Source organism: Rhodococcus xishaensis (assembly GCF_004011825.1).
GTDB classification, from domain to species: Bacteria; Actinomycetota; Actinomycetes; order Mycobacteriales; family Mycobacteriaceae; genus Prescottella; species Prescottella xishaensis.
The window spans coordinates 92,601-114,726 of sequence record NZ_RKLO01000004.1 but is presented as its reverse complement, the minus strand read 5'-3'; the positions used below and the strand labels follow the sequence as shown (position 1 = coordinate 114,726).

The window sequence follows — 22,126 nt, the reverse complement described above, 5'->3', positions numbered from 1 at the left end:
CGCTCCTGCCCGGTCGCGCCGGCCAGTTGTCGTCATTTCGATACCGACCGAGATCGATACCGGCCGTGACCACGGACAGGAGCAGCTCTACGTTGCCGTATGCGCACCTCGGCCATGGTCTCCGGGGAATAAACGGGAAGCATTCGGTAGTTTTGGGTCGTGGTGAAGACTGTCGTGGCGAGCGCTTTCGGCGGGCCGGAGGTTCTCGAGGTGATCGACGAAGACCTACCGGCCCCCGGGCCGGGACAGGTCGTCGTGCAGATGCGGGCGATCGGCGTCAACCCCGTCGACTACAGGCTCTACAGCGGGGAGTTCGGAGCAGATCCGACGCTGCTCCCCGTTCGTCCGGGGATGGAGGGGTCCGGTGTCGTCGTCGAGGTCGGCCCGGATTCTGAGGAGGACGGTTCCGAGGAGAGCGCTTCCGAGGAAGGTGGCGTCCAGGTCGGGGACGAGGTGATCGTCTACACCGGCACCGGTGCGTATGCCGAACGGGTGCTGGTGTCCGCGAAGGACGTTCTGCTCAAACCTCAATCGGTGGCGTGGGATTCCGCGGCATGTTTGTTGACGGCGGGTGGCACCGCGGTCGATGCCGTGAGAGCGGCGAAGGTCGGGGAAGGCGACGTGGTCGTCATTTTCGGTGCTGCAGGTGGTGTCGGAGAGGTAGCAGTTCAGCTCGCGGCGGCATGGGGAGCGCGTGTGATCGGGGTGGCGCGGGAGAAGCACCACGACTTCCTGCGGACACTTGGTGCGGTACCGGTGGCGCCTGGCGAAGGGATCTTGGATCGCGTCCGAAGGATCGCACCGCGCGGCGTGGACGCCGTGATCGATACCATCGGCACGGAGGAGATCGTCGATACCGCCATCGCCCTCGGCGCCGATCTCGAGCGGGTTGTCACCGTCGTTGCGTTCGAGCAAGCCAAGCGCGACGGGTTTGTCGCAGTCGGTGTGGGAACCAAGCCCAGTGACTGGAGCCGGCGAGAGACCCGCCCGATCCTCGTCGACCTGGCCGGTCGTGGCGGCCTCGACGTATTCGTGGGCAGGAGATTCCCGCTCACCGAGGCAGCGGAAGCGCACCGGGCGCTCCAGCAGCCGCATCCGCGTGGAAAGTTCGTGCTCGTCCCCTGAGATCGGTGACTGCGTGGTTCTCTGCCGACCCTATTCGGCGAACCTCAGGATGGCTGCTGCCGGAACCGCGTCCGGCACGTCGCCGGAACGTACTGCGAGCACCTTCGCGCCGGTCAGCAGGGCGCGCCGGGCGATCTCGTCGACCACGCCGTACTGGTGGTTGTCGTTGAACTCGGACAGCGTTACCGTCCCGCTGTCCGGGTCGATCGTGCCCGGCACGACACCTTCGATGTCGACCAGCAGCGTCTCGATCCGGCCGAACGTCGCCGACCGGGCCACGTCGGAGATCTCCACCTGCGCTCGACCCTTCGACCGAAGGTCGTCGAACTGTTTCCGAGTCTGGGCAAGCTGCTGGGCGTAGTAGCCGTCGAGCACGCCGCGGGTAGCCTGCGCGATCAGATCGTCGCTCATTTCCTCCGGATTGCCGTGAATGCCGTCTTCGAGGAGATTGTGATAGTTGTTCACCATGCGGTACAGCGATGCGGTCGGTTCCGCGGCCGCGAGTATCAGCGGGGTCTCCCGTCCGGCCAGGACACTCCGCAGTGTGTGATCGATAGCCCGGACGTATTCGTGGACGCGGAGCTTGCGTCCCTCGTCGCCCTGCACCCGCCCACGCTTCGGTCCCGGCGGGGTACGGCCGAGCGACGGAACGCCCGCGTAGCTCGCGGCGTCCTTGGGCAGCCCCGGAACCTCGACCTGGGACGGAGCCTGGTCAGCCGTGACCTCGATCAACCGGACGGATCCCTCGGCGAGGGCCAGCACGAACGCGGTTTGCGGGAAGGTCACCGCCCGAAGCAAGGGTTTTATGTAGAAGCGGTCGCTTGCGATGACACACGATCCGAGTCGGTTGGGTAGTCGATAGCGGCGGACACGGTCCGCGGTGGCAAGTACGACGAGGCTGCGTGCCTGGTAGCGCCAGAAGGCCTCGTCCTCGATCAGGTCGTCAAACGCTTGCTCGAATGTCACCCGTTCCTTCGGGTCGTCCATCTGTTCGAGTCCGGACTTGACCTGGTTGCTGAATTCGATGCGACTCTTGCCCGGATCCTGGATGTCGTCTTCGGTGGGTGTGTAGATCGAGATGCAGGTCTGGCCCTCCACCCCCGCGAGCCGTCGGATCTCGGCGTGACTCGGAATATCGCTGTAGAGCATTCCTCGACCTCCCGGTAGTTGGTCGCCTCTCAGCGTACCTACGAGGGTGTCGTCCGGGGAGGGATCAAATCGGGCTCCTTTGCCCAGCTGGAGACGCTGAAATGTCTCCCCTCTGCCCCGAAGCGATCTTGGATCCACGCACAAGCTCGAGTGGTAATGATTTGGGGCAGTTGAGACTTGGAGGCGAGGAGGGCAGCACATCGAAGACCGGCGGCCCTTCTGAGAACTGTTCATTCCGGATGTCGGGAGAAGCTTGACGCGGGAGACCGCCGACTCCCGCATTCCTTCCGCCCGATCCACCCAGCTCTTGCTGATCTTGATGCTATGTTCCCCCCGACGCAGACGTTGGACGGAGTACGCGTGTATTGACGGATCAGGGGGATCCATGTCGATCAGAAGTACGGCGCTGGCTGCAGTCGCTCTACTCGGGTCTGCAGTGATGCCGGGTACCACCGCTGTCGCCTCGGCCGCCCCGCTTCCGAACGGTGTGCCGGGCAGCGGGTCCTGTGTGTCCGATCTGTCGCACGAGCTCGAGCCGATCATTCCCGAGCGCCTCGAGATCCCTGTTCCGTCTCCGATGATCACCACCGTGCCCTACCCGGCTCCGGAGCCCTCGACCACCCGGATCGAGTCCGAGCCGCTGCCGGCAGACCCTTGCATGGACCCGTGCCCGGACCTGACGGACGTGCCGCCGCCGTCACCTCCGCCGTCGTTGTCGACCGATCTGCGGATACCGCAGATCGGGGTGAAGCCAGTGCCGTTCTACTTCGGAATTCCGGTTCCCGGACCCGACCCCGGACCGCTGCCTCCACCACCGTCCCCGGCCGACCCCGCCGTCGAACCGGCCCCGCGCACCCCGGCGCCGCCGACGCCGCGGATCGGCAAGGTCGAGCGGGTTGCCAAGCTGACCGGCGCCGGGTCGATCAACCGGACCGACAAGCGCTGGCAGGTGGAGGGCACCGACCTCGGCATCATGTGGGAAAGCGCGCCCGGTCAGGTCGCGATCGCGTTCGGGGACACCATCGGGAAGGGGTTCCACCCGCCCGGCGGTCAGGGTGGCGACTGGCGCAGCAACGTCCTCGCGTTCAGCACCGACCAGAATCTTTCCGACGGAATGAGTTTCGACTCGATGGTGCAGGACAGCCGGTGTCATGCCGCGGAACTGCTCAGCAGCCGGAAGATGGACAACGTCGAGATCACCACCATCCCGACGTCCGGGTTTGCGATCGGGAACCGGCAGTACATGTCCTACATGTCGATCCGGACGTGGAACAGTATTCCCGGTACGTGGTACACCAACTACGGCGGGATCGCCTACTCCGACGATGGCGGATCGACGTGGGTGAAAGATCCGTATGCCCGATGGGACAACATCTTCGGTGTCACCAATTTTCAAGTCGCCGCGATGGTGCCGGCTGGTGACTTCGTGTACATGTTCGGTACGCCCAACACCCGGCTCGGGGCCGTCGGACTCGCCCGGGTTCCCAAGGACGAAGTACTCAACAAGACCGCGTACCAGTACTGGCAGGACGGGTATTGGACGCCGGTCGGCGGGTACACCGCCGCGACGCCGATCGTGCACGGGCCGGTCGCGGAGTTGTCGGTGCGTTACGACGAGTCGACCGGCAAGTGGCAGATGTCGTACCTCGATACCGCGAAGTTGGCGATCGTTCTACGCGAGGCGAATTCGCCGCAGGGTGAGTGGTCCGACGGCGCGCCCACCGTGTCGGTGCTGGACTATCCGGAACTCTACGGTGGCTTCATCCATCCGTGGTCACGGGGCAGCGACCTGTACTTCACGATCTCCACATGGTCGGACTACAACGTCTTCCTGATGCACGCCCGCGTCAACGAATAGCGAAAAGGTCCAGAGCAGTGGCGACCGTGCGGTCGACGACGTCGCCGCGCTCGGGTTCGAGTCCGTGACGTCCGCCCTCGACGAGTATCAATCGGTGCTCGGCCGGTATCAGGTCGAGGGCGGCACGGATCTCGTCGGGCGTGCCGAACGGGTCCCGGTCGCCGTGGACGAACAGTGAGGGCGTCCGCAGCTGCGGCAGGTGCTCGGTGCGCTGCTTCTCCGGTTTGCCCGGTGCGTGCAGCGGATATGACAGCAGTACAAGGCCGTCCGCGACGTCCGGCCGCTCGGCAGCCAGCATCGTTGACTGGCGCCCGCCGTACGAGGTTCCGGCGAGGATCGTCGGGCCGCCGGCGAGGTCGCGGATCGCGTCGGCCGCAGCGACGATGCCGTCCCGGTCCTCACCGGCGCGAGCCCGGTTGGGTGGCCCGGCAGCCCGTTGCTGACGGAACGGCAGGTTGTAACGCAACACCAGAAAGCCTTGCCTCGCAAAGCCGGAGGCCATGGCATGCAACAGCTTTCCGTTGAGATCTCCCCCGGCGCCGTGCGTGAGGACTAGTTTTCCCACCGCCTCGCCGGCCGGCCGGTGCAGGTAGCCCTGCACGCCGCCGGTATCGATGTCGAACGTTTCGTCCTGCGCGGTCATGATCACAGACGTTACCGTGGGGTTGTGCAGGGGCTGCGGGTGCTGGTCACCGGGGCCACCGGCTACATCGGTGGCCGCTTGGTGCCGCGCCTGCTGTCGGCCGGCCACGATGTGCGCGTTCTGGCCCGTTCGCCCGAGAAGCTGCTCGATGTTCCCTGGGCCCGGAGAGTCGAGGTCGTGCGGGGTGATCTCGGCGACCCGGATTCGCTTCGCGCCGCAACCGCCGGCATGGACGTCGTCTACTACCTCGTGCACTCGATGGGTAATGCGTCCGAGTTCATCGAGACCGAGCGGATCGAGGCGTCGAACATGGCGGCCGCGGCCCAGGCGAACGGTGTGGGGCGATTCGTCTATCTCGGCGGCCTGCATCCGGAGAACGTCGAACTGTCGCCGCACATGCGTTCGCGTGCGCAGGTCGGCCGGATCCTGATGGACTCCGGTGTACCGACCCTGGTGCTGCAGGCCGGGGTGGTGATCGGCTCCGGTTCGGCGTCGTTCGAGATGATCCGCCACCTCACCAACCGACTGCCGGTTATGACGACCCCGAAGTGGGTGAACAATCGGATCCAGCCGATCGCCGTGCGTGACGTCCTCTACTACCTCGTGCGGGCGGCCGACGCGCCGTTGGAGCGCAGTCGTGGCTTCGATATCGGTGGGCCCGACGTCCTCACGTACGGGGACATGATGAAGGTCTACGCCGAGGTCGCGGGCCTTCGGCGCCGGCGCGTGCTGGTGCTCCCGGTGCTCACCCCGCGCCTCGCGGGGCTGTGGATCGGGCTGGTCACGCCCATCCCGGTTCAACTCGGGCGGGCACTGATCGAATCCCTGCACAACGATGCGGTCGCCGCTGACCATGACATCGACGCCGTCATCCCGCCGCCGAAGGACGGCGCGACGCCGTACCGGCAGGCTGTCCGCCTGGCGCTGCGTCAGATCGGCGATGGCGAGGTGGAGACGAACTGGGCCAGCGCGTCACTGGAGGGGGCACCGTCAGATCCGTTGCCGTCCGACCCCGACTGGTCGGGAGCGGCCGCCTACATCGACGAGCGCAGCGTCGGATGCGACGCCGACGCCGAGACTCTGTGGCGGGTCGTGGAGAGCATCGGTGGCGAGAACGGTTGGTATTCCCTTCCTCTCGCTTGGGTGATCCGGGGGTGGCTCGATCGCCTCTTCGGCGGTGTCGGCCTCCGCCGGGGCCGGCGCGACGCCCGTCATCTCAACACCGGTGACCCACTGGACTTCTGGCGGGTCGAACGGATCGACCGCGGATCCTTGCTTCGGCTGCGGGCCGAGATGCGCACCCCCGGCGGAGCATGGCTCGAATGGCGCGTGAGCCCGGACGGACCACACCGTTCACGCCTGGACCAGCGGGCAATCTTCTTCCCGAAAGGTCTTGCCGGACAGCTCTACTGGTACTCGATCCTCCCGTTCCACGGGATCGTCTTCAAAGGCATGCTCACGAACATTGCAGGGGCCGCGGCACGCGAGTACACGGCCGCCGAGTGAGTCCTACACGGTGCACAGCGGTGTGATGTCGTCGCGGCCGCCGGTGGTGGGGGAGGTGAGCAGCAGGCACGAGTCGTAGCCGCGGGACTCGACGACGCCGCGGATCTGCTGCCACTGCGCATCGCTGACCGCTGGAGTGCGGGAGAGCACGAACCCAGAGGCACGGGCCGGATCACCGACCAGGGCCCACGAGTAGTCGTCGGCGATGTAGGTGACGACGTAGTTCGTCGGGCCGTCGGGGGATCCCTGGGTGGGAACCGACGGGAAGCTCACGCGTAGTTGGGCATTGGTCACCGGATCGGTGACGCGGGCATTGCCGGTGACGCCCATGGTCTCGCCCGACCAGGTGGTGCACGTGTTGTTCACGCTGATGTTCGATGCGTCAATCAGCTCGTACACCGCGCGGGTGTCGCGGGCGCAGTTGACGTTGAACGGCTGCGGAATCGCCGCGAGCTGATGCCAGGTTCCGACATACCGGGCGATATCCAGTGACGGGACTGGGGCAAGTGGCTGCCAGGGACCTGGGGAATCGGTCGGCTGAGCCGACACGGGGGCGGCCGTGGCGACACCTGCGGCGACCATCGCGGCGAACAGCCCGGTGAGGAGCCTTCTCGTACCAGGCAGCCTGCTGGTGACAGACAGCCTTCTCTTGATAGACATGGCGGTCCTCCTGGTAGCTGGTGACAGGAGCCATCGCTTTGTATTCGGAGCCGCCCACGTCAGAGGATGGGCGAATCAGCTTCCTTGTAGTAGATCAGCTGTGCAGGAGGTTGGCACCGGCAATGATTGCGGAGAGCGACGACAAGATGCAGTCGTCACCGATGGCCATCGCCCAACGACGGTCTCCGTCGTGGTCGCACAGGACGAACGTGGCGATTCCTCCCGACGTGCGCTGCTGGTGGAACGAGAGGATCTCGAGCTGGAAACCCGCGTCGTACAGCATCGACGTGAGTGCCGCGATCGGTCCCGTCGCCGTCGCCGATGCCGAGGTGATCGAGTCGCCGAGCGCGAGTGTCGCGGTGTAGGCGCTGCGACCGGCGCCGAGGTCGGTCGACTCCCAGCTGCCGAGGCGGACGGGGCCGCCGGTGGGACTGAAACGCTGGGCGAACTCGGCCCAGCTCAAGCCCTGAGCCTGAGCTCGCATCTCGCGGGGCAGGTGCATAGCGAAACGGTGAAAGAAGGGATCGTCGGAGAAAGTGGTGGCTTGCGAGGCGCGCATTTTGCGAGGTCTTCCTGAAGTGGAGGAAGGACCGACGGTAGCTAGCTCAACGACCCGCAGCGAGGGGTCGGTCCGAATCAGACCCCGCTACGGCGGTGAACTACTACCTCGATGCGCTGCATGACCGAGGAGTTTAAGCGCGACCTCTCGGCATGCGCAACCCTCGGCCACGTCTTCACGCGACCTCGTCCTCGCCTCCCGGCTGGACCTTCCGCAGGCCCCGGTAGGCGTCTGCCGGTGTGCGACGACCCGCCACGACCGCCTCCACCTCGGCGGCGATCGGCATCTCGACGTTGTAGTCGCGGGCCAGTTCCATCACCGTCGGTGCCGTCTTGACACCCTCGGCGACCTGCCCGAGCTCCTTGACGGCCTCGTCGACGGTGAGCCCGCGGGCGATGGCCTCGCCGACGCGCCGATTGCGTGATGCCGGGCTCATACAAGTCGCGATCAAGTCGCCGATGCCTGTGAGCCCGGCGAAGGTGCGTGGGTTCGCGCCCATCGCCTCGCCGAGCCGAGTCATCTCCGCGAGACCGCGGGCGAGCACCATCGCGCGGGTGTTGTCGCCGACGCCGAGGCCGTCGGCCATCCCCGACGCGATGGCGACGATGTTCTTGAGCACCCCCCCGAGTTCGCAGCCGAGGACGTCGGTGTTGCGGTAGACGCGAAAGACCCTAGAGGCGAACAACGGTTGTAGCGCCGCCGCCACGGCCTCGTCCTGTGTAGCGACGACTGACGCGGCAGCGAGACCGTCGGCGATCTCACGGGCGATGTTGGGCCCGGCGAGCAGCCCGACGGGATGGCCCGGCAGGCACTCCGAGATGATCTCGGTGGGACGCTGCCGGGTGCCCGGTTCGAGGCCTTTCGCGAGCGAGAGCACCGGCACCCACGCGCGGACCTCATTGGAGATCTGACTGAGAGTGGTGCGCACCGCGTGCGACGGCACCCCGACCACCAGGACGTCGGCCTCGTTCGCGGCCTCGACGATGTCGGACGTCGCCCGCAGGTTGTCCGGTAGCACGTGGTCGCCGAGGTAGCGGGAATTGCGGTGCTCGGTGTTGATCTCGTCAGCCGTCTCGGGCCGACGCGCCCACAGCAGGGTGGGCGTGTTGCGGGCCGCGAGTCCGGCCACTGTGGTGCCCCACGATCCGGAGCCGAGCACCACGACGCGGACTGGTCGGGCCATCAGCGATCACCTCGCACTCGGACGTTTTTGTGCTGATGGATTCAGGTTGGCACTCCGGGCCACTCCACGGTGCCGATTCCGTTGGATGAGTGTGCGAATTGGGTGGCGGTGTTGAAGTTTCCCGCGTGAAACTGGTCAGGGGACCCGTTCACGATCAGGAGCCGAGGTTCGATCCGGTGCGTCCGACGACGACAATTGACCTCACCGATCCGGCAGTCGTCACTGACCCCTACCCGTACTTCTCGCAGGAGCGCGCCCGACACCCGGTGGCGTGGCACGAGGAGTCGGGCATGTGGTTGACGTTCGACCACGCGAGCGCGTCGGTGGTGCAGCGTGACCGGCGACTCGGCCGACTGTGGCGCGACTTCGAGCCGGCGTCGTACCTCGAGCCGTTCAATCTGCTCCACCGCAACCGGATGATGGATAACGAGCCGCCGGCACACACGCGGCTTCGGCGCCCGGTTGCGGCGGCATTCGGCCGGGGTCACGTCGAGCGGCTGCGACCGCGGGTGAGCGAACTGGCAGCGTCCATGTTGGACGAGGTGGACCCGCACGGTTTCGACGTCGTCGGTGAGTACGCGGAGCCGCTGCCGGTCCTCGTCATCGCCGCGCTGCTCGGTGTCCCGGCGTCGATGGTGTCCTCGCTGCGGTCGTGGTCGCAGGCCATCGTGCGCATGTACGAACCGGCGCCGGACGCGCCGGTCGTCGACGCAGCGGTCCTGGCAGCACAGGAGTTCGCGGACTACGTGCGGGCGTTGGCCGCGGACCGGCGCGGTAACCCCAGGCAGGACCTGATCTCCGACCTCACCACGAGCGAACTCACCGAAGACGAGATCGTCGCCTCGGTGGTGCTGCTGCTGAACGCCGGGCATGAGGCGTCCGTGAACGCCTTCGGCAACGGGCTTGTCGCGATGCTCGGGGCAGGGCAAGTCCCAGCAACGGCGGTCTCCCTGACGGTCGAGGAGATGCTTCGTTTCGACCCCGCACTCCAGCTCTTCGAGCGCACGGCAACCGAGCCGGTCAAGTTGGGTGGCATCCGGATCGAGGTCGGTGAGAAAGTCGCCGCCATGCTGGGGGCGGCCAACCGTGACCCGGCGGTCTTCGAGTGCCCCGACCGATTCCTGGCCGATCGTGACCCCAACCCGCACCTTGCCTTCGGTGTCGGGGTGCACTTCTGCCTCGGGGCACCGCTGGCGAGGATGGAGTTGGCGGAGTCGCTGTCGGCGCTGTTCGACCGGTTCCCCCGGATCGCACTGTCGGGCGACCCCATATCGAGGGGCACATTCGTGCTTCGCGGCTACCGCTCGGTGCCCGTGGCGGGATGATCCGAGTTGCTCACCGGCACGAACAGGGAAACCTCGAACTCGAGCCCGGATCGCGCCTACAGTCAGGTACGAGGCCAGTACATCGAGCAACGATTGCGAGTGCCAGCAGTGTCGGATGACCTTCCGCTGCGTGACGTGTACACCGAGCCCACGCTCGCCGACGTGCTGCCATCGGTGCTCGCCGCATCAGGGGTGCCCGGCGAGGCCAACCAACTGCAGCTGACCGAGGCCGATCGCACGGTCGTGCTGTTGATCGACGGCCTCGGTTGGAACCTGCTGCGCGGCAACGTCGATGCAGCCCCCTTCCTCAACAGCGTGGAGGCGCGTCAGATACGGGCGGGGTTCCCTACGACCACCGCGACATCGCTCGCGTCATTCGGCACCGGTCTGCCGCCGGCCCGGCACGGCGTCACCGGCTACGTTTCCGATGTCGCCGAGGCGGGCGGAGCGTTCAACTGGCTGCGTTGGCAGCGCGTCGGTGATCGCAGGGACGCGCTGAGCAGGGTGGAGCCGGAGCGGATCCAGCCGCTCCCCACCGCGTTCGAGCGAGCGACGGCCTCCGGCATCGCCGCGACGACGGTGTTGCCGCGGGACTTCGCGGGCACCGGGCTCACCCGTGCCACGCTGCGGGGGGCGCGATTCGTCGGCACCACCGCCTACGGTGACCTGCTGCATTCCACGGTGCACGCCGCGTCGGCCGGTGATCGGACGCTTGTCTACAGCTATCTGGGTGAGATCGACACACTCGGGCACGTCTACGGGCCCGGAAGCGACGCTTGGCTTACGCAGCTGACCATCGTCGACCGACTCGTTGAGGACCTGGTGACCCATCTCGGCCCCGACGTCCGGGTGCTCGTGACCGCCGATCACGGGATGGTTTCCGTCGGCGCGCCTGACCGAATCGACTTCGACACGACGGCTGAACTGTCGGAGGGCGTCGTGGCACTCACCGGTGAGGCGCGTTGCCGATATGTGCACGCCGAGCCCGGCCGCGCCGAGGATGTGCTGCGGCGGTGGCGCGAGGTGCTCGGGACGCGGGCCTGGGTGGGGACCCGCGACGACGTCGTGGCGTCCGGGCTACTGGGTGCCGACCCAACGCCGGCCGCGCTGCGCCGCATCGGTGACGTCGTGATGGTCGCCCGCGATGGAGTGGCTGTGGTTCGCGGCGAGGCCGAGCCGCGGATGTCGATGCTCGTGGGCCAACACGGCGCGCTCACCGACGACGAAGTGCTCATTCCGCTTCTGCAGGTGTGACATTGCAGGCGTGACGTGCCGGTGGCTGCGAGGCCGGGCGTCGGACTCTAGGGTGGCCAACAAGGCGGGTCGAGCCGCCTCGTGAGCGGATGACGACTGGGGACGGGATGCGAACACGAGAAACGACGATCATCAGGCATTGGAAGGTCAGCTGGCGGGCGTGGTTGGTGTTCTGGATCGCCCGCATCTTCGTCAAACCACTGTTCAGGGTGTGGCCGGCGACGGACCGTGGCCTCGAGACGCTCGCGCATCTCGAGAGGTTCGTGGACCGGCTCCCGAGACCGAACGGCGTCACCATCGAGCAGACGGCGCTCGGCGGTGTGCCCAGCGAACTGATCACCCACCACCGCAAGGCCGCGGACTCCCTCGCAGGCGCGACCGTCCTGTACTTCCACGGTGGTGGATTCGTGTTCTGCGGCTTGGCCACTCACCGCAACCTGTGCGCGTTGCTGGCCGCGCGGGCCGCGGTCCCTGTGATCTCCGTCGAATACCGGCAGCTTCCCGTTGGAGGCATCGGCACGTCGATCCATGACGCGATGGCCGCCTACGAAGACCTGCTGGGCAAGTGCGAGGACCCGACGAAGATCATCCTGGCCGGTGACTCCGCCGGCGGCTATCTCGCGATGAAGGTCGCCGAACTCGCCGCGTCCCGGGGCATGGTGACACCAGCCGCGGTGATCGGGTACTCGCCGCTGCTCAACCTGGCGCTCGAGAAGCACGACCCCGATTACATGCGCCGCGATGCCTACCTGCCGATAGACAAGGTCGACTCGTTGAAGGACCGGTGGGCGGGCGGACCGGAACCGATCGTCGGTGCCGACTCGCCCATCGAGGCAGACCCGCGCCTGTTCCCGCCGGTGTTCTTCAGCGTCGCGCAGTACGAATTGATGCGCCCCGACGTCGAAGCGATGACCTGCAAGCTCGAGGATGTCGGACAGTCCGTCGAAACCCACGTGTGGAGCGGGCAGATCCACGCCTACCCGGTGTTCGGCACGGTCTTGAACGAGGCCAAGATGACGATTGCCTTCAGCCTCGACTTCGTCCGGCGCGCTCTCGGGTACCGGGGGCGGCACTCGGCCTGAACTCCATGTCGGGCCTCGGGAGCGGGTCCTCGAGGGACCCGCTCCCGGGCTCCACCATCGCCACCCTAGGGGCGGCACACGTTCTTGAATGGGCGAAGGCCTCGCCGGCAGACGAGGCCTTCGCGGTCTGGATCAGCTGCCGAAGCTCAAGCTTCCAAATCCCCCCGCATTGGTCGAGCTGGGCGTGGTGAACAAGATCGGCTCGGCCGTTGGGGGCTCTAGGAGCGTCCCCCACATCCAGTCTCTGCCGTCCATGCACCTCCACTCGACACGGTGAGGCCCGTCGCCGACGACCGCCGCGGTGCTACTCACACCCCCGGAGCGGAGGCCAAACACCGAGCGGCCAGCCACATCGGCGTCGAAAGGATCAGTGGCCCGCGGTGCGTACCACTCACACGCCACCATTCCGTCGCTGTCGTTGACGATCGTGATCACGACGGTGTTGCCGCGGACGTCTGCCGAGACGGTGATGCCCTCGGGTGCGGCGTTGGCAGGTGCCGCGAACAGGGCGGCGCCCAGGGCCGCGAGGGCCGCGGCCAGGGCAGTGCGAACTGACTTGCTCAAGGAATTCCTCTCTCGTTCCGGTGTTCCCTGCACGCGAGCGGCGTGCGGGTATTAGTGCTGGCTAGTCGCAGAGTCGTACAGCCCGATCGAATTTCCCCCAGGTACTAACCAGTGCCCTGTCGTGCCGGCACGGTAGCCCACTTTCGCATCCACGGAGACGAATGACAATCCGGCTACGACGCAGTCACTTTGCGAGCGTTGACCTTCGCCAGTTCCTCCGCAAAGCATCGGCTCGATCTCGAGAGCGTATTCTGTCGAGCCAATTCAAACGCGGCATCAACTTTCATCGTTGCGGAATCCGTGGGCCCGCTACCGAGTCGCACCCGTCACTGACGCTCCGAGAGCCGGAACTCGGCGATCTCTCGGGCGTTGTCGATCGCGTCGGCAAAGGCCTGGTAGCGCTCGTCCGCCAGCGCTGCCGCCAGCACCGCGTAGCGGTCCGCGGCACCCATCGGGACCCACGATGCGATCGCGTACAGATGGTCGCCGGGTCGTTCGAGCACGTCGAGCAGGCTGGGCGGCGCGGGCGGGGGATCTTCCCGCTGTTCGCGGATGCGGTTGAGCACAACGTACAACCCGGTGATCTTCTCGATGAGCTGCTGGAGCTGGCGGTCGGAGACCCGCCCGGCCGGGCTCACCGGCCAGACCTCGACCTCCGCGCGGGGGTACGGATCGTCACCGAGCCAGTGCCGCACCCGGATCCGTTCCTCGCCGATGCAGTCCAGCGCGTACCGTCCGTCGCCGATGTCGACGTGCGAGACGATGCGCACGGTGGTGCCGATGTCGTTACGTACGTCGCCGCCACCGACCTCGTGGCCGCGTGCGATGAGGACGGTGCCGAACAGCGGGCCTCCGGTCGCGGTCAGGCAGTCGCGCACGAGCGCCTGATACCGGGGCTCGAACACGTGCAGCGGTAGTCGTTCCCCGGGCAGCAGTGTCGAGCCGAGGGGGAACATCGGCATGACAGTCATCTGCTCAGGGTTCGTCATCAGGGCATCCGAAGGCGGGGGACAGGCACCGCATCCGGCGGGTTGTCGCGGTCCAGTTCCATGATCAAGTGGTCGGCCCACGCGACCAGACCGGTGATATCTAGGGCGTGCGGCGGATCCAGCTCGTACGGAACGATCCGGTGCCGGCCCTGACGTAGTACCGACACCGCGCCGGCGGGGTTGCCGCGCATCTGATGGGTGACGCCGACCGCCAACTGCGCCAGGCCCTGCCACAAGCCGCGTTCCTCGTTCGGCGCCTTCTTCCAGGCGGATTCGAGGACCTCGTGCGCGTGGAACGGTAGCTCATGGTCGAGCAGGCGCTGCGCCTCGGTGATCGCCTCGTCGGGGTCGAGGTCCAGGTCGTCCGGCACCGTCGGAAACCCTTCCTCGCCCCACTCGAGTGGCCTGCCCAGGCGATCTCGAGGCCGGGCATTGCGCGGCTTGCCGAGGGTGTCCCGATCGCGGTCGGTCATACACGAAATGTAGTCCCGACGCGGTCTCGCGGAAACCGGGAGACATGCGCCGCCGGTACGGTCCCGATACTTCTGCCGCGATACTTGACCCTCACACAGGAGCTCGCCTCGATAGATACAAGGTGAGATACAAGGTGCCCGCGGGGCCGAGCCGACGGTAGGACAGTATCGATTCGAGTTGGCGATCGGCGCCGACTGGAACGGGGGGATGATGCGCTGGCTGATCTCGATACTCGCGGTGGTCGGGCTGGCGGGCGTACTTCCGCTGTCCACGCCCGCCCCGGCGTACGCCTGCTCATGCGCGTATGCGCCCGACGGGCCGCAGATCATCGAGCACGTCTCGCGTGCTGCCTCGGTGTTCACCGGTACCGCCACCGCCGAGCGCATCTACGATCAGACCGCCTTCTACGAGTTCGAGGTCCGCGAGGTGTTCAAAGGTGACATCGGGACGACGACAACGGTGTCCTCCAGCGTGCAAGGCCCTGCTTGCGGGCGCAGCTTCGAGGTCGGCACCGAGTATCTGGTATTCACCTCCACCTACCAGACTCATGGTGCCCGGTGGTCGGTCAACAGCTGTTCGGCAACAACGGAATCGTCGAACGACCGAACCCGCGAGGCGGCGGTGACTGTGTACGGCGAGCCCGGGCCACCGAATCCGGGGGCGGCAAGTTTCGCGATGGATGCATGGTCCACAGCCGGAATCTGGATCAAACGTAATGCGCTACTCCTGTGGGCTGTCGTAGCGATCGCCGTCGCAGCTCCCCTGGTAGCTATCGCGCGGGATTTGCGGAAGCAGTCGCGCTCACAGCGGTGACGTGGATGCCCTGCCTGGGGAGATCCGCGTCTGAGGAGCAGTGGACGGTCATGAACCGAGTCTGGTCAGATGGAAAAAGAAAGAACCACGGCCCTTGAAAGGGCCGTGGTTCCAACATTTGGTAGCGGGGACAGGATTTGAACCTGCGACCTCTGGGTTATGAGCCCAGCGAGCTACCGAGCTGCTCCACCCCGCGTCGGTGCACTTAGACTACACGACATCGGGACGTGGTCCTCACCGGGATCGGACGGATTCATATGGCATTGCTCGACAACCGGGTCGCCTTCATCACGGGTGCAGCACGCAGCCAGGGGCGCAACCACGCGGTGCGCCTCGCCCGGGAGGGCGCCGACATCATCGCGTTCGACATTTGCGCCCCCGTCTTCGACGACATCGGATACCCGGCGCCGACGCCCGCAGATCTCGAGGAGACGGCTCGCCTCGTGCGCGCCGAGGGACGCGAGATCATCACTGCGATCGGCGACGTGCGCGACCAATCCGCGCTGCAGGCCGCGGTCGATGCCGGTGTGGAACGCTTCGGCCGACTCGACATTGTCGTCGCCAATGCGGCCGTCTCGATTTGGAACCGCTTTTGGGAGATGCCCGAGGAAGAGTGGACGACGACCATCGACATCAATCTCAACGGTGTATGGCGCACCCTCACCGCCGCTGTTCCCGCGATCATCGCAGGCGGCCGCGGCGGCTCGGTCATCGTGGTCAGCTCGGTGCACGGCATCAAGGCCAGCCCCGGCGCGGCCGGCTACGCCGCGGCCAAACACGGGCTGGCCGGCCTGACGAAGACCGCCGCGATCGAATTGGGCGAGTACGGCATTCGCGTCAACTCGATCCACCCGGGCGTGGTGGACACCCCTATGAGCCGGAGTTCGCGTGCTGCGGAGATCCTGTCTCAGTACCCGCGTTACGCCGACAGCTACAGGTGGCCGCTCGCCGGGCTGAACCGGTGCAGTGTCGATGACGTCTCCGAGGCGGTGCTCCATCTCGCCAGCGACCGTTCCCGCGCCGTCACCGGTTCGCAGATGGTGCTGGATCTGGGCCTCACCGCGATCTGAGTATGCCGGGAACGGCGCGTCACAGGTTGCCGCGCCGTGCCTGTTCCCGCTCGATCGCGAGGAAGAGGGCCTGGAAGTTTCCCTTGCCGAACCCGAGCGAGCCGTGTCGCTCGATGAGCTCGAAGAACACCGTCGGACGATCGCCGATCGGTTTGGTGAAGATCTGCAGCAGGTAGCCGTCCTCGTCGCGGTCGACGAGGACGCCGCGACGCTGGAGGTCCGCGATCGGTACCCGTACCTCGCCGATGCGGGCCCGTAGTTCCGGATCCTCGTAGTACGACGCCGGCGTCGGCAGGAACTCGACGCCCGCCGCCGTGAGGCGGTCCACCGCCGTGAGGATGTCCGAGGTCGCGAGTGCCAGGTGCTGTGATCCTGGCCCGCAGTAGAAGTCGAGGAACTCGTCGATCTGCGACCGCTTGCGCCCTCGCGCGGGCTCGTTGAGTGGAATCTTGATCCGGTGGTCGCCGTTCGAGACCACCTTGCTCATGAGTGCCGAGTACTCGGTGGCGATGTCCGAGCCGACGAACTCGGCCAGATCGGTGAAGCCCATGACGCGGTGGTAGAAGTCCACCCACTCGTCCATGCGGCCCAGTTCGACGTTGCCGACGACGTGATCCAGTGCCTGAAACACTTGTGGTCCGGTTCCGGACGGCATTGTGCGGGAGACGTATCCGGGCAGGTACGGACCTGCATAGTCGGATCGGTCGACGAGGGTGTGCCGGGTGTCGCCGTAAGTCGCGATGGACGCGATGCGGACGGTTCCGTGCTCGTCGGTCAGATCGTGCGGTTCTTCGAGGATCGTCGCGCCATGGCGGCGGGCGTGCGCCACACAACGGTCGACGTCAATTACCTCGAGCGAGATGTCGGACACCCCGTCGCCGTGCCGGCGGTGGTGGTCGAGCAGGGGGCTGCCACTGTCGACGCCGCCGCAGAGGACGAACCGGACTCCACCGCTGCGCAATACGAACGCACGATGGTCCCGATTACCCGTTTCGGGACCGGAATATGCCTCGAGTTCCATCCCGTACACCGTGCGGTAGTAGGACGCTGCCTGCGTCGCGTTGCCGACAATCCAGACGATCGCGTCCCATCCCACCACCGGAAATTGGTCGGTCGACGGATCGTGTTCCACGAGCCCGAGGAGTTGACGCTGCACTTCGTCGTCGAGGTGACCCCGCGACTGGTCGATCGTCATGGCAGACCTCCAGTTTCGGATCCGTTTCCATCGCACTCCCGTGTCGGCGTGTTCGCAACCTCGACCCGAATCGCTGGCCGGATTGATCATCCGGGGTGGTCGGAACCGGCGTCACGGTGGGCAATTTGTGCAGCGGTACTGCTGCAACCGGGTGGACGGCGCGTGCCGACGAGCGATCGAATCTAGTCTGTAACCAGCGGGCGGCGCAGGGCCGGGCCGTGCAACATGAGCCGATCGGAGTGGACGATGTCATCAGCGCACGAGAGCAGGCCGGTCGTCGTGGGGGTCGACGGATCCGACGCTTCCCTCCACGCGGTGAGGTGGGCTGCTGCGGAGGCGCACGCGCGGAAGGTGCCGCTGAAGCTGGTACACGTCATCGACACCGAGAACGACTTCCCGTTCGTCGCAGACGACCTCGAGGAGGAAGAGGCGTTGGGCCGGGAGGAGCTCAAGGCTGCGCGAGAGATCGCCACCAGCGAGGATGACTCCCTCGAAGTCGAGCGGGAGCTGCTGCGGGGGCGGGTGAACCGGGCATTCGTGGACCTGTCGGAGCAGGCGAGCCTGCTGGTACTCGGGTCGGTCGGCGCCGGATTCTTCACCCGCATGGTCCTCGGCTCGACAGCGTTGTCGCTGGCGCACCACGCCAAGTGCACGATTGCGGTGATTCGTGGCGCCGAGGGCCACCCGGTGCCACGGACGTCGGGCCCGGTAATCGCGGGCGTGGACCATACCGACAGTGCCGACATCGTCGTTGGGACGGCGATGCAGGAGGCGTCGATTCGGCAGACCAACATGATCGCCGTCCACGCGCGACGCCGGCGTGGCAGTCACGAGGCCGACGAGGAGGCCCGGGGCCGCATCGACCGGCTCGTCGCGACATGGGGTGCGAAATTCCCCGCCGTGGAGGTCGAGACCGTAATCGCAGAGGCCGGCCCAACCAAGCATCTCGTTGCGCTCAGCTCCTCCGCCCGCTCGATCGTCGTCGGCAGCCGTGGACGTGGCGGCTTCGAGAGCGCGTTGCTCGGTTCCACCGTGCAGTCACTGCTGTTTCACGCGGAGTGCCCCGTCATCGTCGCTCGTTCCCGCGTGGCGCCGTGACGGTCGGGTGAGTAGTCGTGGACCGGGGTGGGCACCAACTCGACGCGCTCGACGTCGAGTTGATCGCGCGCCTGCGTGACGAGCCCAAGATGGGGATGCTCGAGCTGTCGCGTCGGGTCGGTGTCGCGCGAGCGACAGCGCAGGCGCGGCTGCGACGGCTCGAAGAAGCCGGCGTCATCACCGGCTACGGGCCCGAGATCGATTTACGGACAGCGGGATACCCGGTCCAGGCGTTCGTGACCCTGGAGATCGCCCAGGGCTCACTGAACCAGCTCACGTTGGAACTCGAGGAGTTCCCGGAAGTGGTCGAGGCATGGGCGACGACCGGCGACGGTGATGTCCTGTGCCGGGTGGCCACCGCGTCGCACGACGACCTCCAGGCACTCTTGATCGATCTGCACCACTCGTCGACCGTTGCCCGATCCGTCTCGGTGGTCGTGCTCTCGCAGGTGGTGCCGTATCGCACCCAGGCCTTGCTCACGAAGTCCGTCGAGAGCTAGCTGTCGGTGGGTGCCGGGAGACTCGAAAACGTGGAGCTCGAAAACGTGGAGACAGTGCACACCGTCGTCGACTCGCCTCTCGGGCCGCTGACCCTGGTCCGCACCGCCGATGCGGTGAGCGGGCTCTACATGGACCAGCAGCGCCACCTGCCCGACAGCACCCGCTTCGGAGCCCGGGTCGACGCAGGCTTCGATGGCGTGACGTCGCAGCTCGCCGAGTACTTCCGCGGCGAGCGAACCGCGTTCACGGTGCCGATCGCGCCGGACGGGACCGAGTTCCAGCGGCGGGTGTGGGCGGCGCTGCGAACCATCCCGTACGGCGCGCGCTGGACGTACAGGCAGCTCGCCGAGCATCTCGGCCACCCGGCCGCGATCCGCGCCGTCGCCGCGGCGAACGGGCGCAACCCCATCGGGATCATCGTCCCCTGCCATCGCGTCGTCGGCAGCGATGGTTCCCTGACCGGGTACGCGGGCGGACTCGAACGCAAGCGGTACCTGCTCGACCTGGAGAATCCATACCCGCCCGGGACCCAGGATGGGCTGTTCTGAATCGGGCACGCCCCGAACCTCACGTTCCGGTGCTCCAGAGCGTCTACCAAGAGTGGGACTGAAACCGTTCGAGAAGATCGTCACCGAGCACGGGCCGGTGGTGCTGCGGGTGTGCCGCGCCCTGCTCGGTCCCGTCGACTCGGAGGACGCCTGGTCGGAAACGTTCCTGGCGGCCCTGCGCGGCTACCCCGACCTCGATCCGGGTGCCAACGTCGAGGCGTGGTTGGTGACCATTGCGCACCGCAAGGCGGTCGATGTCCACCGAGTCCGGCAGCGAACGGCGATCCCGACGGACGACGTGCCCGAGCAGGAGTCGCGGCGCGACCTGCCCGGGGAGTGGAACCACGAACTGTGGGACGCGCTCGCCGAGCTGCCGTTCACGCAGCGGGCTGCGGTCGTCTACCACCACCTGGCGGGTTTGCCGTATGCAGAGATCGCGAGGATCCTCGGCAACAGCACCGATGCCGCCCGCCGCGCCGCCGCCGACGGTATAGCCCGGCTTCGGCGCACCTACCCGCCGCGATCCGAATCGCTCGCGCAGGAGGGAGCTGTCAGATGAGCGTGATCCCGACACCGACCGTTCGTCCGTCCGACCTGAGCCGCTTGCATGCTCGCCTGGCAGCCACAGCGGACCGAGACCGCCTGCTCGACATCGCGTACCGCGTCGCGGACACCCCCGTCGGACGGTTGCTGCTCGCGGCCACCGACGTTGGACTCGTCCGGGTCGCGTATCCGCGGGAGGACCACGATGCCGTACTCGAGATGCTTGCCGAACGGGTGAGCCCGCGCATCCTGGAAGCGCCGGCCCGCCTGGACGACGCCGCCCGCCAGCTCGACGAGTACTTCGCCCGGCGGCGCAGCCGCTTCGAAGTCCCTCTGGACCTGCGGCTCTCGCGTGGCTTCCGCCGTGAGGTGCTGACCCGGCTGCCGGGCATCGCATACGGGACGACGGCGAGCTACGCGGAGGTCGCCGAGGCCGTCGGCAGCCCCCGCGCGGTCCGGGCCGTCGGCACCGCGTGTGCCACCAACCCGCTGCCGTTGTTCGTTCCGTGCCACCGGGTGGTTCGCAGCGACGGCAGCATCGGGCAGTACGCCGGAGGCGCCGAGGCGAAGCGGGCGCTGTTGACCATGGAGGCGGTATGAAGGGGTTGGAGGACCGCGTCGAGTCGCTCGACTGGACCTCGCTGCTCGACGAACTCGACGAGGTCGGCGGGTCGCAGAGCACTCATCCGATCCTGCACCCGTCCGAGTGCCGAGCGCTCGCCGACCTCTACGAGCACGAGACCCTGTTCCGGGCCACTGTCGACATGGCGCCGCGCCACTACGGCTCCGGCCAGTACCGCTACTTCGAGTACCCGTTGCCGGGTCCGATCGCGCAGCTGCGGTCGATGTTCTACGTGAAACTTGTTCCGGTCGCTCGGGAATGGGCGGAGCGCCTCGGCCGGCCGGCGCCGTGGCCGGACACCCTCGACGAGTGGCTGACGATGTGCCACAGCGCCGGGCAGCTGCGGCCCACCCCGCTGCTCCTGCGGTACGGACCCGGCGACTGGAACGCCTTGCACCGGGACCTGTACGGCGAGTTGGTGTTTCCGTTGCAGGTGGTGATCGGGCTGGACGAACCGGCCGCCGACTACGAGGGCGGGGAGTTCCTTCTCGTCGAACAGCGGGCGCGGATGCAGTCCCGCGGCACGGCGACGATGCTGCGCCAGGGTCATGCGTTCGTGTTCACCACCAGTGACCGGCCGGTGGAGTCGGCGCGGGGGTGGTCGGCGGCCCCGATGCGGCACGGCGTCAGCACGGTGCGCTCGGGTGAGCGCCGCACGCTCGGGTTGGTGCTGCACGATGCCGAGTGACGGGGAGGCGATGGCGCTCATCCCGAGACCCCGCCGCACCGTCGCCCCCGGCGCGGTGCTCGTTCCGAACTGGCTCGATCCGGACCGGCAGCGCATGCTGGTCGCCGCGTGTCGTGAGTGGGCCCGCGGTCCGGTACCGATGCGAGCCGCTCGGTTGCCGACGGGACACTCGATGTCGGTCAAGACCGTGTGCCTGGGCTGGCATTGGCAGCCGTACCGCTACAGCCGCGTCGCCTTCGACGCCGGCGGAGGCCGGGTCCTTCCCGTGCCGCAGTGGTTGGCACAGTTGGGGAAACGTGCCGTCGCCGATGCCTACGACGACCTCCAGGCGGGCAATGCCTACCAACCCGACGCGGCGCTGATCAACTTCTACGACGACGCCGCCCGCATGGGAATGCACCGAGATCAGGAGGAGCGCTCCGCGGCACCGGTGGTGTCGCTCAGCATCGGGGACAAGTGCACGTTCCGGTTCGGCAACCCCGAGACCCGGGGCAGGCCGTACTCCGATGTCGAGTTGTGCTCCGGTGATCTGTTCGTGTTCGGGGGACCGTCCCGGTTCGCGTACCACGGTGTGCCGAAGGTGTTTCCGCGGACGGCTAACCCCGAATGCGGACTGCCGTCGGGGCGACTGAACATCACCCTACGGGTGACCGGATTCGAGGATCAGCCCTGAGCGA

General features: G+C 67.0%; 24 protein-coding genes and 1 tRNA gene. 15 read left to right on the top strand and 10 right to left on the bottom strand.

The annotated features are described in order from the left end of the window. The first annotated feature begins 159 nt into the window (after window positions 1-159). Window positions 160-1,125: an NADP-dependent oxidoreductase gene (locus tag EGT50_RS10640; RefSeq protein ID WP_127954203.1), complete on the top strand. Its 966-nt coding sequence runs from the start codon at window positions 160-162 to the stop codon at window positions 1,123-1,125. Between the two features lie 30 nt (window positions 1,126-1,155). Here EGT50_RS10640 and EGT50_RS10635 read toward each other — a convergent pair whose 3' ends face one another. Next, the gene (locus EGT50_RS10635; RefSeq protein WP_127954200.1) at window positions 1,156-2,274 is read right to left on the bottom strand and encodes a baeRF11 domain-containing protein; all 1,119 of its coding nucleotides are present in this window, start codon (window positions 2,272-2,274) and stop codon (window positions 1,156-1,158) included. 385 nt (window positions 2,275-2,659) lie between these two features. Between EGT50_RS10635 and EGT50_RS10630 the strand changes: the two genes are divergently transcribed. After that, window positions 2,660-4,132, top strand: coding sequence for a DUF4185 domain-containing protein (locus tag EGT50_RS10630; protein WP_127954197.1), 1,473 nt, complete (start codon window positions 2,660-2,662; stop codon window positions 4,130-4,132). Here EGT50_RS10630 and EGT50_RS10625 read toward each other — a convergent pair. After that, the gene (locus EGT50_RS10625) at window positions 4,122-4,775 is read right to left on the bottom strand and encodes an alpha/beta hydrolase family protein (protein WP_127954194.1); all 654 of its coding nucleotides are present in this window, start codon (window positions 4,773-4,775) and stop codon (window positions 4,122-4,124) included. The genes EGT50_RS10630 and EGT50_RS10625 overlap by 11 nt on opposite strands. A gap of 24 nt (window positions 4,776-4,799) precedes the next feature. On the opposite strand from EGT50_RS10625, the gene EGT50_RS10620 reads away from it, so the two are divergent. Continuing rightward, on the top strand, window positions 4,800-6,281 hold the full coding sequence (locus EGT50_RS10620) for an SDR family oxidoreductase (RefSeq protein ID WP_127954191.1): 1,482 nt from the start codon (window positions 4,800-4,802) through the stop codon (window positions 6,279-6,281). Window positions 6,282-6,284: 3 nt separating this feature from the next. On the opposite strand, the gene EGT50_RS10615 is transcribed toward EGT50_RS10620, so the two are convergent. The 3 genes from EGT50_RS10615 to EGT50_RS10605 form a co-directional block, all read right to left on the bottom strand. After that, window positions 6,285-6,941: a lipocalin family protein gene (locus EGT50_RS10615; RefSeq protein WP_408014632.1), complete on the bottom strand. Its 657-nt coding sequence runs from the start codon at window positions 6,939-6,941 to the stop codon at window positions 6,285-6,287. A 94-nt stretch (window positions 6,942-7,035) separates the two neighbouring features. After that, window positions 7,036-7,443, bottom strand: coding sequence for an alpha-isopropylmalate synthase regulatory domain-containing protein (locus tag EGT50_RS10610; protein ID WP_235870691.1), 408 nt, complete (start codon window positions 7,441-7,443; stop codon window positions 7,036-7,038). Window positions 7,444-7,675: 232 nt separating this feature from the next. Continuing rightward, complete coding sequence (locus tag EGT50_RS10605) at window positions 7,676-8,683, bottom strand: NAD(P)H-dependent glycerol-3-phosphate dehydrogenase (protein ID WP_127954185.1); 1,008 nt, start codon at window positions 8,681-8,683, stop codon at window positions 7,676-7,678. A 125-nt stretch (window positions 8,684-8,808) separates the two neighbouring features. Between EGT50_RS10605 and EGT50_RS10600 the strand changes: the two genes are divergently transcribed. The 3 genes from EGT50_RS10600 to EGT50_RS10590 all read left to right on the top strand — a co-directional run bounded on the left by EGT50_RS10600 (window position 8,809) and on the right by EGT50_RS10590 (window position 12,344). Continuing rightward, entirely contained in the window at window positions 8,809-10,008 is a 1,200-nt protein-coding gene (locus EGT50_RS10600) for a cytochrome P450 (RefSeq protein WP_235870690.1), read from the top strand. Window positions 10,009-10,116: 108 nt separating this feature from the next. Then, window positions 10,117-11,262 (top strand): alkaline phosphatase family protein, encoded by a 1,146-nt coding sequence (locus EGT50_RS10595; RefSeq protein WP_408014637.1) that lies wholly within the window; start codon window positions 10,117-10,119, stop codon window positions 11,260-11,262. A 107-nt stretch (window positions 11,263-11,369) separates the two neighbouring features. Then, window positions 11,370-12,344 carry an alpha/beta hydrolase fold domain-containing protein gene (locus EGT50_RS10590; protein WP_127954179.1) on the top strand — a complete coding sequence of 325 codons (975 nt, stop codon included), beginning with the start codon at window positions 11,370-11,372 and terminating at the stop codon, window positions 12,342-12,344. A gap of 132 nt (window positions 12,345-12,476) precedes the next feature. On the opposite strand, the gene EGT50_RS10585 is transcribed toward EGT50_RS10590, so the two are convergent. The 3 genes from EGT50_RS10585 to EGT50_RS10575 form a co-directional block, all read right to left on the bottom strand. Next, complete coding sequence (locus EGT50_RS10585) at window positions 12,477-12,908, bottom strand: hypothetical protein (RefSeq protein ID WP_127954177.1); 432 nt, start codon at window positions 12,906-12,908, stop codon at window positions 12,477-12,479. A gap of 326 nt (window positions 12,909-13,234) precedes the next feature. Beyond that, window positions 13,235-13,879: an LON peptidase substrate-binding domain-containing protein gene (locus EGT50_RS10580; protein WP_127954883.1), complete on the bottom strand. Its 645-nt coding sequence runs from the start codon at window positions 13,877-13,879 to the stop codon at window positions 13,235-13,237. Window positions 13,880-13,896: 17 nt separating this feature from the next. Beyond that, on the bottom strand, window positions 13,897-14,370 hold the full coding sequence (locus tag EGT50_RS10575) for a DUF309 domain-containing protein (protein ID WP_127954174.1): 474 nt from the start codon (window positions 14,368-14,370) through the stop codon (window positions 13,897-13,899). Between the two features lie 178 nt (window positions 14,371-14,548). Here EGT50_RS10575 and EGT50_RS10570 point away from each other — a divergent pair, with 178 nt between their 5' ends. Continuing rightward, on the top strand, window positions 14,549-15,184 hold the full coding sequence (locus EGT50_RS10570; protein ID WP_127954171.1) for a hypothetical protein: 636 nt from the start codon (window positions 14,549-14,551) through the stop codon (window positions 15,182-15,184). A gap of 119 nt (window positions 15,185-15,303) precedes the next feature. Here EGT50_RS10570 and EGT50_RS10565 read toward each other — a convergent pair. Next, window positions 15,304-15,380, bottom strand: a tRNA-Met gene (locus EGT50_RS10565). 61 nt (window positions 15,381-15,441) lie between these two features. On the opposite strand from EGT50_RS10565, the gene EGT50_RS10560 reads away from it, so the two are divergent. Beyond that, window positions 15,442-16,254: a mycofactocin-coupled SDR family oxidoreductase gene (locus EGT50_RS10560; RefSeq protein WP_127954168.1), complete on the top strand. Its 813-nt coding sequence runs from the start codon at window positions 15,442-15,444 to the stop codon at window positions 16,252-16,254. Between the two features lie 19 nt (window positions 16,255-16,273). On the opposite strand, the gene hppD is transcribed toward EGT50_RS10560, so the two are convergent. Beyond that, entirely contained in the window at window positions 16,274-17,449 is a 1,176-nt protein-coding gene (gene hppD / locus EGT50_RS10555) for a 4-hydroxyphenylpyruvate dioxygenase (protein WP_127954164.1), read from the bottom strand. A gap of 246 nt (window positions 17,450-17,695) precedes the next feature. Between hppD and EGT50_RS10550 the strand changes: the two genes are divergently transcribed. Genes EGT50_RS10550 through EGT50_RS10520 form a run of 7 tightly spaced genes read left to right on the top strand, consistent with a single transcriptional unit; the run spans window position 17,696 to window position 22,122 of the window. Beyond that, window positions 17,696-18,547 (top strand): universal stress protein, encoded by an 852-nt coding sequence (locus EGT50_RS10550; protein ID WP_127954161.1) that lies wholly within the window; start codon window positions 17,696-17,698, stop codon window positions 18,545-18,547. A 17-nt stretch (window positions 18,548-18,564) separates the two neighbouring features. After that, window positions 18,565-19,047 carry an Lrp/AsnC family transcriptional regulator gene (locus tag EGT50_RS10545; protein WP_127954158.1) on the top strand — a complete coding sequence of 161 codons (483 nt, stop codon included), beginning with the start codon at window positions 18,565-18,567 and terminating at the stop codon, window positions 19,045-19,047. Window positions 19,048-19,092: 45 nt separating this feature from the next. Continuing rightward, window positions 19,093-19,596: a methylated-DNA--[protein]-cysteine S-methyltransferase gene (locus EGT50_RS10540; protein WP_127954881.1), complete on the top strand. Its 504-nt coding sequence runs from the start codon at window positions 19,093-19,095 to the stop codon at window positions 19,594-19,596. Window positions 19,597-19,648: 52 nt separating this feature from the next. Further along, a complete protein-coding gene (locus EGT50_RS10535; RefSeq protein ID WP_235870689.1) occupies window positions 19,649-20,155 on the top strand; it encodes an RNA polymerase sigma factor in 507 nt (168 codons plus the stop codon). Further along, window positions 20,152-20,739 carry a methylated-DNA--[protein]-cysteine S-methyltransferase gene (locus EGT50_RS10530; protein ID WP_127954152.1) on the top strand — a complete coding sequence of 196 codons (588 nt, stop codon included), beginning with the start codon at window positions 20,152-20,154 and terminating at the stop codon, window positions 20,737-20,739. Before EGT50_RS10535 ends, EGT50_RS10530 begins: the two co-directional genes overlap by 4 nt. Next, window positions 20,736-21,449 (top strand): 2OG-Fe(II) oxygenase, encoded by a 714-nt coding sequence (locus EGT50_RS10525; protein WP_127954148.1) that lies wholly within the window; start codon window positions 20,736-20,738, stop codon window positions 21,447-21,449. The genes EGT50_RS10530 and EGT50_RS10525 overlap by 4 nt, the downstream gene beginning before the upstream one ends. Beyond that, a complete protein-coding gene (locus EGT50_RS10520; RefSeq protein WP_235870688.1) occupies window positions 21,439-22,122 on the top strand; it encodes an alpha-ketoglutarate-dependent dioxygenase AlkB family protein in 684 nt (227 codons plus the stop codon). Before EGT50_RS10525 ends, EGT50_RS10520 begins: the two co-directional genes overlap by 11 nt. Window positions 22,123-22,126 lie beyond the last annotated feature (4 nt).

Bases quoted from the DNA above. Each gene is read 5' to 3' on its own strand.
- EGT50_RS10635 (WP_127954200.1), bottom strand. From the start codon at position 2,274: ATGCTCTACAGCGATATTCCGAGTCACGCCGAGATCCGACGGCTCGCG.
- EGT50_RS10630 (WP_127954197.1), top strand. From the start codon at position 2,660: ATGTCGATCAGAAGTACGGCGCTGGCTGCAGTCGCTCTACTCGGGTCT.
- EGT50_RS10625 (WP_127954194.1), bottom strand. From the start codon at position 4,775: ATGACCGCGCAGGACGAAACGTTCGACATCGATACCGGCGGCGTGCAG.
- EGT50_RS10615 (WP_408014632.1), bottom strand. From the start codon at position 6,941: ATGTCTATCAAGAGAAGGCTGTCTGTCACCAGCAGGCTGCCTGGTACG.
- EGT50_RS10610 (WP_235870691.1), bottom strand. From the start codon at position 7,443: ATGCACCTGCCCCGCGAGATGCGAGCTCAGGCTCAGGGCTTGAGCTGG.
- EGT50_RS10605 (WP_127954185.1), bottom strand. From the start codon at position 8,683: ATGGCCCGACCAGTCCGCGTCGTGGTGCTCGGCTCCGGATCGTGGGGC.
- EGT50_RS10590 (WP_127954179.1), top strand. From the start codon at position 11,370: ATGCGAACACGAGAAACGACGATCATCAGGCATTGGAAGGTCAGCTGG.
- EGT50_RS10580 (WP_127954883.1), bottom strand. From the start codon at position 13,879: ATGACTGTCATGCCGATGTTCCCCCTCGGCTCGACACTGCTGCCCGGG.
- EGT50_RS10575 (WP_127954174.1), bottom strand. From the start codon at position 14,370: ATGACCGACCGCGATCGGGACACCCTCGGCAAGCCGCGCAATGCCCGG.
- EGT50_RS10560 (WP_127954168.1), top strand. From the start codon at position 15,442: ATGGCATTGCTCGACAACCGGGTCGCCTTCATCACGGGTGCAGCACGC.
- hppD (WP_127954164.1), bottom strand. From the start codon at position 17,449: ATGACGATCGACCAGTCGCGGGGTCACCTCGACGACGAAGTGCAGCGT.
- EGT50_RS10550 (WP_127954161.1), top strand. From the start codon at position 17,696: ATGTCATCAGCGCACGAGAGCAGGCCGGTCGTCGTGGGGGTCGACGGA.
- EGT50_RS10530 (WP_127954152.1), top strand. From the start codon at position 20,152: ATGAGCGTGATCCCGACACCGACCGTTCGTCCGTCCGACCTGAGCCGC.
- EGT50_RS10525 (WP_127954148.1), top strand. From the start codon at position 20,736: ATGAAGGGGTTGGAGGACCGCGTCGAGTCGCTCGACTGGACCTCGCTG.
- EGT50_RS10520 (WP_235870688.1), top strand. From the start codon at position 21,439: ATGCCGAGTGACGGGGAGGCGATGGCGCTCATCCCGAGACCCCGCCGC.